The sequence below is a fragment of the Microbacterium sp. genome (genome assembly GCF_031988965.1).
In the GTDB taxonomy this organism is placed as follows: Bacteria; Actinomycetota; Actinomycetes; order Actinomycetales; family Microbacteriaceae; genus Microbacterium.
Window position 1 is genome coordinate 1 of record NZ_DALZXX010000100.1, and the last position, 11112, is coordinate 11112.

At 68.2% G+C, this 11112-nt stretch carries 16 protein-coding genes; 6 read left to right on the forward strand and 10 right to left on the reverse strand.

Going from position 1 to position 11112, the window contains the following annotated elements; translation table 11 throughout:
- Positions 1-1488: Pls/PosA family non-ribosomal peptide synthetase (locus RTM68_RS13810; protein ID WP_396654233.1), on the forward strand; the 1488-nt coding region annotated here is incomplete at its 5' end.
- A complete protein-coding gene (locus tag RTM68_RS13815) occupies positions 1485-2822 on the forward strand; it encodes a M1 family metallopeptidase (RefSeq protein WP_312171880.1) in 1338 nt (445 codons plus the stop codon). The genes RTM68_RS13810 and RTM68_RS13815, both read left to right, overlap by 4 nt.
- Positions 2823-2834: 12 nt before the next feature.
- Here RTM68_RS13815 and RTM68_RS13820 read toward each other — a convergent pair whose 3' ends face one another.
- The 6 genes from RTM68_RS13820 to RTM68_RS13845 form a co-directional block, all read right to left on the reverse strand.
- Positions 2835-3497, reverse strand: a complete 663-nt coding sequence (locus RTM68_RS13820; RefSeq protein ID WP_312171882.1) for a hypothetical protein — start codon at positions 3495-3497, stop codon at positions 2835-2837.
- A gap of 11 nt (positions 3498-3508) precedes the next feature.
- Entirely contained in the window at positions 3509-3808 is a 300-nt protein-coding gene (locus RTM68_RS13825) for a Dabb family protein (RefSeq protein WP_312171883.1), read from the reverse strand.
- Positions 3805-4095, reverse strand: coding sequence for a glutaredoxin family protein (locus RTM68_RS13830; protein ID WP_312171884.1), 291 nt, complete (start codon positions 4093-4095; stop codon positions 3805-3807). The genes RTM68_RS13825 and RTM68_RS13830 overlap by 4 nt, the downstream gene beginning before the upstream one ends.
- Positions 4092-4394 carry a rhodanese-like domain-containing protein gene (locus RTM68_RS13835; RefSeq protein ID WP_312171885.1) on the reverse strand — a complete coding sequence of 101 codons (303 nt, stop codon included), beginning with the start codon at positions 4392-4394 and terminating at the stop codon, positions 4092-4094. The genes RTM68_RS13830 and RTM68_RS13835 overlap by 4 nt, the downstream gene beginning before the upstream one ends.
- 81 nt (positions 4395-4475) lie before the next feature.
- Positions 4476-4574 (reverse strand): 30S ribosomal protein bS22, encoded by a 99-nt coding sequence (locus tag RTM68_RS13840; RefSeq protein ID WP_003792170.1) that lies wholly within the window; start codon positions 4572-4574, stop codon positions 4476-4478.
- Positions 4575-4722: 148 nt separating this feature from the next.
- Complete coding sequence (locus RTM68_RS13845) at positions 4723-4914, reverse strand: helix-turn-helix domain-containing protein (protein WP_053098849.1); 192 nt, start codon at positions 4912-4914, stop codon at positions 4723-4725.
- Positions 4915-5520: 606 nt separating this feature from the next.
- Here RTM68_RS13845 and RTM68_RS13850 point away from each other — a divergent pair.
- A complete protein-coding gene (locus RTM68_RS13850) occupies positions 5521-5712 on the forward strand; it encodes an ABC transporter permease (RefSeq protein ID WP_312171888.1) in 192 nt (63 codons plus the stop codon).
- A gap of 189 nt (positions 5713-5901) precedes the next feature.
- Here RTM68_RS13850 and RTM68_RS13855 read toward each other — a convergent pair whose 3' ends face one another.
- Positions 5902-6318: a metalloregulator ArsR/SmtB family transcription factor gene (locus RTM68_RS13855; protein ID WP_312171891.1), complete on the reverse strand. Its 417-nt coding sequence runs from the start codon at positions 6316-6318 to the stop codon at positions 5902-5904.
- Positions 6319-6417: 99 nt separating this feature from the next.
- Here RTM68_RS13855 and RTM68_RS13860 point away from each other — a divergent pair, with 99 nt between their 5' ends.
- Positions 6418-7848: a potassium transporter TrkG gene (locus RTM68_RS13860; protein ID WP_312171894.1), complete on the forward strand. Its 1431-nt coding sequence runs from the start codon at positions 6418-6420 to the stop codon at positions 7846-7848.
- Positions 7841-8512, forward strand: a complete 672-nt coding sequence (locus RTM68_RS13865; protein ID WP_050721759.1) for a TrkA family potassium uptake protein — start codon at positions 7841-7843, stop codon at positions 8510-8512. The genes RTM68_RS13860 and RTM68_RS13865 overlap by 8 nt, the downstream gene beginning before the upstream one ends.
- Before the next feature lie 3 nt (positions 8513-8515).
- On the opposite strand, the gene RTM68_RS13870 is transcribed toward RTM68_RS13865, so the two are convergent.
- Positions 8516-8803 (reverse strand): DUF1905 domain-containing protein, encoded by a 288-nt coding sequence (locus RTM68_RS13870; protein ID WP_312171901.1) that lies wholly within the window; start codon positions 8801-8803, stop codon positions 8516-8518.
- 1 nt (position 8804) lies between these two features.
- A complete protein-coding gene (gene proC / locus RTM68_RS13875; protein ID WP_312171904.1) occupies positions 8805-9644 on the reverse strand; it encodes a pyrroline-5-carboxylate reductase in 840 nt (279 codons plus the stop codon).
- Between the two features lie 60 nt (positions 9645-9704).
- On the opposite strand from proC, the gene RTM68_RS13880 reads away from it, so the two are divergent.
- A complete protein-coding gene (locus RTM68_RS13880) occupies positions 9705-10676 on the forward strand; it encodes a cation diffusion facilitator family transporter (RefSeq protein WP_312171907.1) in 972 nt (323 codons plus the stop codon).
- Between the two features lie 13 nt (positions 10677-10689).
- Here the strand turns inward: RTM68_RS13880 and RTM68_RS13885 are convergent.
- On the reverse strand, positions 10690-11112 hold a 423-nt coding region (locus RTM68_RS13885; protein WP_312171909.1), incomplete at its 5' end, for a nucleoside deaminase.

Sequence of the window (11112 nt, forward strand, 5' to 3'; positions counted from 1 at the left end):
GCCGGTTCCCCCGCAGCACGGGTCGGCGGGGGGTCCACGCCGTTCGCCGAGGGGCGTCCGCCGAGCCGCACGCGATGGCTGTGGGCCTATGCCGCGTCATCGGCGTTCCTCGGCATCCTCCCCGTCATCGCTCTGGCGGCCGGGGGCTGGCTGCTGGCACAGGGGATGCGCGGCGCGGGCTCCCTGGTCGGAGCGATTCCCGGCATCCTCGCCATGATCGTGCCTTCCGTCCTCGTCGCGGGCCTCGTGTTCGCCCTGCTGGTCCTGCTCATCGTGCGTGTGCTGGGTGTCGGGATCGGCGAGGGCGTCTACCCGGTCCGCTCGCGGATCGCGTGGCAGGCATGGACGACGGAGCGCCTCCTCGACTCGGCTCGTACGTTCCTCTTCCCGCTGTACTCCAGCAGCTTCACCCCCGTATGGCTGCGCGCGCTCGGCGCCGACGTCGGCCGCGACGTCGAGGCGTCGACGGTGCTTCTCATCCCGAAGCTCACGACCATCGCCGACGGCGCCTTCCTGGCGGACGACACGATGGTCGCGACCTACGAGCTGCAGGGAGGATGGATGCGTCTGGGCACCGCACGCATCGGCAAGCGCGCCTTCCTCGGCAACTCCGGCATGGCCGCAGGCGGGCACAACGTGCCGCGAGACGGTCTGGTCGCCGTGCTGTCGGTCGCGCCGCCCAAGGCGAAGGCCGGCTCATCGTGGTTGGGCTCGCCCGCCGCGCGGCTGCGGCGCGTGGTCAACGACTCCGATCTCGAGCGCACCTATCGTCCACGTGCCGGCCTGCGCATCGCTCGCGCTCTGTGGGAGCTGTGCCGCATCATCCCGGTGCTCGTCACGTGCGCGCTCGGGCTGGCGGTCATGCTCGCGCTGGCCGCAGCGGTCGACGCCTGGGGTCTCGGCTGGGCCGTCGCGCTCTCGAGCGCCGTGATGCTCTCCGCGGGTGCGGTCGCCGCGCTGATCACCACCGCTGCCAAGTGGCTCATCGTCGGCCCCATCAGAGCGGGTGAGCATCCGCTGTGGTCGAGCTTCGTCTGGCGCACCGAGGTGGCCGACACGTTCACAGAGATGGTCGCTGCTCCCTGGTTCGCCAACTCCGCCTCCGGCACACCCGCACTCGCGATCTGGCTGCGCACCCTCGGAGCGAAGATCGGTCGAGGTGTCTGGACCGACAGCTACTGGCTGCCCGAGCCCGACCTCGTCACTCTCGGCGACGGCGCCACGGTGAACCGCGGATGTGTGGTTCAGACGCATCTGTTCCATGATCGAGTGATGAGCATCGATGCAGTGACCCTCGAGAACGGTGCGACCCTCGGGCCGCACAGCGTGATCCTGCCTGCAGCCACCATCGGCTCGGATGCCACGGTGGGGCCCGCCTCGCTCGTGATGCGCGGGGAATTCGTACCGGTCGGCAGCCGGTGGAGCGGGAATCCCATCGGTCCGTGGCGCGCCGTCAAGGTGCGGTCCTACCAGGCCACTGGCGCATGACCGTCGATCCCTACACCCCGCACAGCGGCGACCGACGCTACGGAGTGCTGCACTACGACCTCGCGATCGACTACCGCGTGACGACGAATCGGCTCTCCGGCACGGCGACGATCCGACTGCAGATGCAGGAGGACGCCAGGCACATCTCCTTCGACCTCGTCGGGCTCAAGGCGACGAAGGTGCGGGTGAGCGGCGACCGGTCCGCGTCGTTCCGTCAGGACGATCGCCGTCTCAAGGTCGTCTTCGGCAGCGAGCAGCAGAGCGGTCGCGAGATCACCGTCAGCGTCGACTACTCGGGCGCGCCCTCGCCGCGTCGCACGCGCTGGGGTCTGCTCGGCTGGGAGGAGCTCGAAGACGGCGTGCTCGTCGCATCGCAGCCCACCGGCGCTCCGACGTGGTTCCCGTGCAACGACGTGCCCTCGGACAAGGCCACCTATCGCCTGGAGATCACCGCCGACCCGGAATACACCGTCGTGAGCGGCGGGACGGCGACACGGTCGACGCAGCGCGGTCGCACGCGCTGGACCTTCCAGCAGCCGGTGCCGACCGCCACCTACCTGATGACGGTGCAGATCGGTCAGTACGACGACGACAGGGTCGACCTCGGCCTCACTCCGGGGCGCCTGTACCACCCCCGGCAGCTCGCCGCCCGGGTGCGCTCGGACTTCGCCGCCCTTCCCGACATGATGCGCACGTTCGTGCAGGCGTTCGGCCCGTACCCCTACGAGTCGTACAAGGTCGTGGTCACCCCCGACGACCTCGAGATACCGCTCGAGGCCCAGGGCATGGCCATCTTCGGCGCGAACCACGTCGACGGCGTCGGCGGCAGCGACCGCCTGATCGCGCACGAGCTCGCGCATCAGTGGTTCGGCAACAGCGTCGGGGTCGCACGCTGGCAGGACATCTGGTTGAACGAGGGCTTCGCCTGCTACGCCGAATGGCTGTGGGCCGAGGCATCCGGCGGGCCGTCAGCCCACTCACTGGCCGTGGCGCATCACCACCACCTGCGATCCCTTCCCGACGATCTCGTGCTCTCAGATCCGGGCGCGAACGACATGTTCGACGATCGTGTCTACAAGCGCGGGGCGCTCACCCTGCACGCGCTGCGCCTCACGATCGGCGACGACGATTTCTTCGCGTTCGTCCGCGAGTGGACGGACCGGTTCGCACGGCTCGCCGTCACGAGCGACGACTTCCTCGGCCTGGTCGACGAGCTCGCCGGTTCCACGGCTCGCGCGCTGGTGCGCACCTGGATCGATGAGCATGCGCTCCCGCCTCTCCCGCCGTCCGGCGAGCGGCCCGTCAGCGCGGTGACGATCGCTCCCGCGATCTGACCCCAGTCCGCATCAGCCGAGCGCGACGCTCAGGACGTGCTCGGGCGGACCAGCGAGCGTCACGACCTCGAGCGGGACTCTGCGCCCCGGGACGACGGCTTCCCAGGCGAGAGGAGCCGCGGATCGCGGCCGTCGCCGCAGCGTCACCGTTCCCGGATCGATCAACAGCCCCCGGCCGTCCGCCTTGACGGCCGCTTCGATGCGCGTCCATCCCGCGAGATCCGGCTCCGGGGAATCAGGGAACAGCGCCTGCAGCTCTCCCCTGAGGAAGGACGCGCCCATCGCTTCGACATCGACGCCGAGCAGAGCCGGGCGCGCGGTGACGGCGACCACGACGAGATCGTCGGCGTGACTCACGCTCAGAGAGACGCCGTCGGTCCGCGGTGGCCCGTGGTGCGCCCCGCATCGCTCGCAGCGGCTGTCGAGGACGACCTCGCCTCGACCGCGAACGCGGCGCACCAGATCGCGGATCAGAGAACGCCCGGCGAGGAAGGCCAGTGCGCGGTCACCCGTGAGCTGATGGAACCGATCGACCTGCTCCGACCCCATCAGGGCGAGGTCGGCGCCGGTGAAGTCATCGAGCCGGGACGGACGAGACCAGGCCACGGTGACATCACGCCAGGCGATCTCACCCATGCGGTCGCCGTTCTGCGATCTCGCCAGGTCTTCCGACATGGTCCGGCGGGTCAGACCTCGAAGTCGACGGCCACTCGCGAAGCGACCACCGAGCGCACGTAGGCCACGACCTCTTCGTGCGCCGGGTGCACCTGGTACTCCTCGAGCGCGGCGATCGAATCGAAGTCCGCGACGAGCGTGACGTCCCAGTTCGCGTCGGGATACGCCATGTTCGCGCCTGCCGAGATCGAGCGCAGCTGCGGCACGACACCGTCGAGAGCGTTGAGTCGGCGAGCGACCTCAGCAGCCTGCGCGGCGCGCTCTCCGTCGTCTTCGGCGGCGAGCTTCCAGGTGACGACATGACGGATCATCGTGATTCCTTTCCGAGCGCGTCCTCTTGGACGGCGTCTTCCAGAGCCTCACGCAGTCGATCGGCTGACAGCCGCCAGTGCGCGTGCAGCTCTCCATCGATCAGGACGACGGGGATCTTCTCCCACCACAGCTCGTAGAGTGCGGGGTCGTCCTGGATGGATGCCTCGACGATCTCGATGCGCTCAGCGGCAGCATCGGGCAGTTCGGCGACCACTGCATCGATGATGTCGGACGCGACATCGCACAGATGACAGTCGGGCTTGCCGATGAGGGTCAGCGTGGTCACGCCGACGGCACCTCGACAGCGCGCCCCTGTGCGATCCACTCGCCGGTGCCGCCCTCGACGTTCGTGGCGTCGTAGCCGCGGGATTCGAGGGCCTCGACGACGCGGGCGGAACGGCCGCCTGCCTGGCAGATGACGTCGAACGACTCGGCAGGGAGCTCTTCCAGCCTGTTGCCGATCTCGGACATCGGGATGTTGATCGCGCCCGGAACATGCCCCGCCTCGAACTCACCCACCTCGCGCACATCGATGAGCGGAGTGTTCGAGCGCTCGGCGAGCTCGGTGACGGTGATCGACTTCATGGAATGCTCCTGCGACGGGTGGGAAACCGGGGGTAGAGACACAAAGCGCCCGTCCGGAGACAGGCGCTCGTGTCTGGTCGCTTACTTCTTGTTGCGACGCTGGTGGCGAGTCTTACGAAGCAGCTTGCGGTGCTTCTTCTTCGCCATGCGCTTGCGGCGCTTCTTGATGACAGAACCCACGGAAACCTCACTAAGTCAGTGGCTGGGCGTCGCACGGTGACGGACACCCGGGTACGGGCACGGAAAAATGCCTCGGATCAGTCTAGCAAACTGAACGGGGCCTCACCGTCACACTATCGGTGACGGACGAGACACGCGGTCGAGAAGGCTAGCCGACGTCGGCGATGGGTCGCTGCAGCGCTTCCGCGACAGCGGACTCCGGCACGCGGAAACTGCGGCCGAAGCGGATGGCCGGCAGCTCCCCAGCGTGCACCATCCGATATACGGTCATCTTCGACACGCGCATGAGTTCGGCGACCTCAGCCACCGTAAGGAACCGGACATCAGGAACCTCGGGCATCCCACGTACCCCTTTCTGGATTTGTGCACACTCTATGGGCAATCTGGGACGCGTGTAAACCCACGTGACTCGTGTGATCAGTGAGGTTACCCGGCGACCACGACCTCTCAGCCCGACGTCTTCGACCGCGCACGTCGCTCGCGCGCCTCGCGCAGGGCCTGCCGCTCGAGTCGGTGTGCGGCGCGCAGACTCTTCTCGGCATCGCGCACCGCCTTCTGCGCGTCACGGACGCGCTTGTCGCCGGCGACCTCTGCAGGATCGAGCGCGGTCCACTCCGGGGATACCTCGTGCGCTCCGCCTCGATCCAGCGCGTCGATGTACGAGGCGACCCCATCGAGGACGCGCTCGATCCCGAACGGAACGGATCCGCGGGCGACAGGAAGATGCCGTCATCGATCGCTCGGCGCAGCGCCGGGAACTCATCCGCCGTGATCACGCGGTCATAGAGCGCGGATTCCCGGACCGCGACCTCCAGGGGGCTCAGGCCGCTGCCGCGCGATCGCCGCGATCGGGCTCGCCGCGGGAAGCCCCGAGGGCGCCAACGGCTACGGCTTCATCCTGCTGTTCCTCCCCTACCTCTCGAGCGCCTTCGTGCCGGTGGCGAGCATGCCCGCGTGGTTGCAGCCGGTCGCGGCCAATCAGCCGATCACTCCGATCGTCGAGACGATCAGGGGGCTGCTCACCGATGCGACTGTCGGTGCATCCGCTCTGTGGGCCGTGGGCTGGTGCCTCGCGATCCTGGCGGTCTCGATGTGCTGGGGTGCATGGCTCTTCGGCCGGCGGGCCGCTCGAAGATGAGGCCGATCACCACTGCGGACGGGATCCCAGCGGAGTCATAGGAGGTATGCCGGGTCCGCTCAGAATCATCTGGGACGCTGAGCGCAGGACTCATGATGGCACCATCCGAGTCCCCGCGGGCTGGGGCCCGCAGCCTCGCCCCCGACGACAAGCCCCCCTGTCGCCGGGGGCGATGTGCGTGTGCGGCGGTCAGCCGCCGAGTCGCTTGAGGGCGGTCGCCACGACGTGCTTCGCGGATGCCGCGGCGCGGCCGACGACCTCTGCGGCGTGTGCCGCGCCGTCGGGGAGCGGCAGTCCGGGGTAGTCGACGTCCGGCGCATCGTCGCCGTACGCGTCCATCAGGAACGGCACGAGCCAGTCGTCGACGGCCTCGAGAGGCTCGACGGCGAGGCTGTAGAACCGGCGCTGCCCGTCTTCTCGCACGCTGACGAGATCGGCCTCGCGAAGCACCTTGAGGTGCTTCGAGACGGTGGGCTGGCTGATGCCCAGGTCGGCGACGATGTGGCTCACGCTGGTGCCGGCATCGCCTTCTGACGTGCGGCGCAGGAGGAGCTGGAGGATGTCGCGCCTCGTGCCGTCTGCGATCACGTCGAAGATGTCGGTCATGTGATCAGGGTAGTCGTCCCCGGCACGGAGTACCATGACGAAGGCTCGGTGACCATGTCGAGCGACCGCTCATGCGGAGGCCAAGCGAAGGGGGACGCGATGTCGGGCCTCGTTTCGGCGTCGTCGCCCCGACAGCGGCTCGAGAGCGCCGCGTCGTGGGGCAAGCACCTCATCACGTCGTCGCCGTCACGGTTCGCGATCGTGATCTTCGCGTTGCTGATCCTCGTGTTCACCGTGCTGCTGTCCCTTCCGATAGCCTCGGCGACCGGCACGGTGACTCCCCTGGCCGATGCTCTGTTCACCGCGGTCTCGACCATCTGCGTCACGGGCCTCTCGACCGTCGACATGGCGACCCACTGGTCTCCGTTCGGTCATGTGCTCGTGTTCGTCGGTGTGAACATCGGCGCCCTGGGTGTGCTGACCCTCGCGTCGCTCATGGGGATGCTGATCTCGAAGCGCCTCGGCCTGCGGGCCAAGCTCATGGCGGCGGGAGACACGAACCCGCTGCGGGCACACGGCGGTGTCGTGAACGAGAGCCAGACCGTGCGTCTCGGCGAGGTCGGTCAGCTGCTCACCACCGTCGCGCTCTCGGCGCTGATCATCGAGGGCGCGCTCGCGATCCTTCTGTATCCGGCCCTCGTGATGGCCGGGGTCGAGCCCATCGCAGCGCTGTGGGAGGCGCCGTACTTCGCCGCGATGGCGTTCACCAACACCGGGTTCGCGCCGAACGCGGGCGGAGTCGCGGTGTTCGCCGACGACTATCTTGTGCTGTCGCTGCTCATGGTCGGCGTCTTCCTCGGCAGCATCGGTTTCCCGGTGATCTACACGCTCGCCAAGCACGTGTGGCACGTGAAGAAGTGGTCACTGCACACCAAGCTCACGCTCGTCACGACCGTGCTGCTCTTCGTGCTGGGCGCAGCGGTGTTCCTGATCCTCGAGTACGCGAACCCGAAGACCTTCGGCTCGATGGATGCCGCGGACACGACGTTCCAGGCCTTCTTCCTGTCGGCGATGACCCGTTCCGGCGGCTTCAACGTCATCGAGATGGACGACCTCAACGGCTCGTCGCTCCTCGCCGCCAGCATGCTGATGTTCGTCGGCGGCGGCTCGGCCTCCACGGCCGGCGGCATCAAGGTCACGACTCTCGCCGTGCTCGCGATCGCCGTGTGGTCCGAGGCGAAGGGCCGCCAGTCGGTCGAGGCGTTCGGCCGCCGCATCCCGAGCGATGTGCAGCGCGTCGCCCTCAGCGTCGTCGCCTGGGGCGCCACGATCGTCGCCCTGTCGACGATCATCATCGCCCAGATCACCAAGGCCGACATCAGCCACGTGCTCTTCGACGTGATCTCGGCCTTCGCCACCGTCGGGCTCTCGACCGGGCTCACCGCCGAGCTGCCCGATGCCGGCGCCTACGTGCTCGCCGTCACCATCTTCATGGGGCGCGTTGGTACAGTGACTCTCGCCGCGGCGGTCGCCGCGACGTCGCGAACGCAGTACTACTCACTGCCCGTGGAAAGGCCGATCGTTGGTTGAAGTCCTCCGGGGCGACGCTCCCGTCCTCGTCATCGGTCTCGGCCGGTTCGGTGCCGCCTGCGCGGGCGAACTCGACCGCCTCGACCGCGAGGTGCTCGCGATCGACGACAACCTCGAGCTCGTGCAAAAATGGTCGGACCGTGTCACGCACACGGTGCAGGCCGACGCCAAGAACATCGACGCGCTGCGCCAGATCGGCGCCCAGGACTTCCAGGTCGCCGTCGTGGCCGTCGGCTCGTCGATCGAAGCCTCGGTGCTGATCACCGCGAACCTCGTCGACCTGAAGGTGCCGCAGATCTGGGCCAAGGCCGTCTCGCAGTCCCACGGCAAGATCCTCGCGCGGGTGGGCGCGAACCACGTGATCTACCCCGAGCGCGAGGCCGGCGAGCGCGTCGCGCACCTCGTCTCCGGCCGGATGCTCGACTTCATCCGCTTCGACGACGACTTCGTGCTCGCGAAGATGTATCCGCCCAAATTCATCCGCGGCGTGGGTCTCAACGAGTCCGGGGTGCGCAGCAAGTACAAGGTCACCGTCGTCGGTGTGAAGAGCCCCGGAAAGCCGTTCCGCTACGCCGAGGCGAACACCATCGTCACGAACCACGACCTGATCATCGTCTCGGGCACCAACAGCGACATCGAGCGGTTCGCCTCGCTCGACCGCTGAGCGTCAGGCGTCGATGTCGAGGACGATCTCGACGACGTCGTCCACTCCGATCCCCTCGCGATCCTGCAGCAGCTTCTTGACCGGGACGATGTAGCCGCCGTCCTTCGGCCAGAGCGCGGTGGTCACTGTCGTGTTCCCGATCGTCACGGATGCCGGGATCATGCCCCATCCGTACGTGACGACGCTCGCGACCTCGCCGATCATCTCGCTCTCGACCGGCGGCACGGTGACGAAGTGGAACGGCGCGGGACCGCGCCAGAACCAGATCTCTCCCGTGAACCGCAGCTGCATGTCAGGCGCCTGCGGCGAGTTCCTTCGCCCGTGCGAGAGCTGCGGCTGCGGCGTCCGAGAACGTGCGCTCGAGGTGCGCGTCCTGCAGCACCGCGACGGCCCGCTCCGTGGTGCCCTTCGGACTCGTGACGCGTCGACGGAGCTCGGAGGGCTCCTCCCCCGAGGCGTCGAGAAGCGCGGTGGCGCCGATGAAGGTCTGCTCGACCATCGTCCGCGCGTCGGCCTCGGTGAAGCCCATGCCGATGGCGGCCTTCGTGAGCTCCTCGATCAGCAGGTAGACGTAGGCAGGGCCCGAGCCCGAGATGGTCGAGAGCGCATCGATCTGCGATTCCGGGACCTCGACCACGGCGCCGACCGTCTCGAACAGGCGATGCACGAGAGAGAGGTCGTCAGCGGATGCCGCCGCACCCGCCGCGAGACCGGTGACCCCCTTGCCGACCGTCGAAGGCGTGTTCGGCATCGACCGGATCACGCGGACGTCGGCACCGAGATTGTCGGCGAAGGTCTGCAGCGTGACGCCGGCGGCGAGACTCACGACGATCGCGTCGTCGCCCAGATGCGGTGCGATCTCGCGCAGCAGGTCGGGGACCATCGCGGGTTTCACTCCGACGAGAACGATCCGCGCCGTCGAGACCGCCGTCGCGTTGCCGTCAGACGTCTCGGAGAGGGCGATGCTGGTGACGCCGTCGAGGTCGGCGAACGTCGCGGCCTTCTCGGGCGTGCGGTTCGTGGCCGTGATGCCGCCATCGACCCGGATGCCGGATGCGACCACCCCTCGGAGGATCGCACCACCCATCGAACCGGCACCGAGGAAAGCGAGAGCGGGAAGAGAGTCAGCCATGTCGTCATCCTACGGCGGGCGCACCCGGCGTCTGCCGGGTAGCCGATCTAGACTCATCGCATGAGTGCATCGGGCGGCAGCAAGGCGATCATCGCGGCATTCCTGGCGAATCTGGGCATCGCCCTGGCGAAGTTCCTCGCGTGGGCGCTCTCGGGATCGGCGTCGATGCTCGCCGAGGCCATCCACTCGGTCGCCGACTCCGGCAACCAGCTGCTGCTCATGCTGGGCGGGCGCAAGGCGAAGCGCGAGGCCGACCGGGCGCATCCGTTCGGTTATGGGCGCGAGCGCTACGTCTACGCGTTCGTGGTCTCGATCATCCTGTTCTCGGTCGGTGGACTGTTCGCGATCTACGAGGCGATCGACAAGCTCACCCACCCGCACGAGCTCGACGAGACCTGGTGGTGGCTGCCTCTCGTCGTGCTGGTGGTCGCGATCGGGCTGGAGTCGTTCTCGCTGCGCACCGCGGTGAAGGAGAGCAACCTTGTTCGCGACAAGGATCAGTCGTGGGTGTCGTTCGTGCGCCGCGCGAAGGCGCCGGAGCTGCCCGTCGTGCTGCTCGAGGATGTCGGGGCGCTCACCGGCCTCACCTTCGCCCTGCTCGGCGTCGGACTCACGGTCATCACCGGCAATCCCGTCTTCGACGCGCTCGGCACGCTGATGATCGGCATCCTTCTGGTGCTGATCGCGATCGTGCTCGGAGTCGAGACGAAGAGCCTGCTCGTCGGTGAGGGCGCGACCACGGCGGATCACGACCGCATCGTCGACGCGATCAACGCCGGCGACGAGATCGAGAAGATCATCCACATGAAGACCCTGTACCTCGGGCCCGATGAGCTCATGGTGGCCGCGAAGATCGCACTCAACGCCGACAAGCCGCTGCGGGAAGCCGCGGTGGACATCGACGCGATCGAAGCGCGCATCCGCGAGGCGCTGCCGATCGCACGGGTCATCTACATCGAGCCCGACGTCTACCGACCGTCCCTCGACCCCGAGCCCTCGACCGACGTGTTCGTGCTCAAGTCCTCGGACTGACCGAGTCCCCGGATCAACGGCGCTGTTCGAAGAAGTCCCGCAGCAGCCGTGTCGCGGCGTCCGCCTCGACACCTCCGACGACTTCGGCGCGATACGGCAGACGGCGATCCCGGAGCACGTCGTACATCGACCCCGCTGCGCCGGCCTTCTCGTCCCAGGCGCCGAACACCACGCGGCCGATGCGGGCCTGCAGGATGGCGCCCGCGCACATCAGGCAGGGCTCCAGGGTCACCACGAGGGTGTGGCCGTCGAGGTTCCATGAACCCACGGATGCCGCGGCCGTGCGCAGCGCCTCGACCTCGGCGTGCCCGGTCGGATCATGCGTCGCCTCGCGGTTGTTGCGCCCCTCGGCGACGATGACCCCCGCCGCGTCGAGCACGACCGCCCCGACCGGGATCTCGGATGCCGCCGCGGCCTCGGCGGCGAGCTCGAGCGC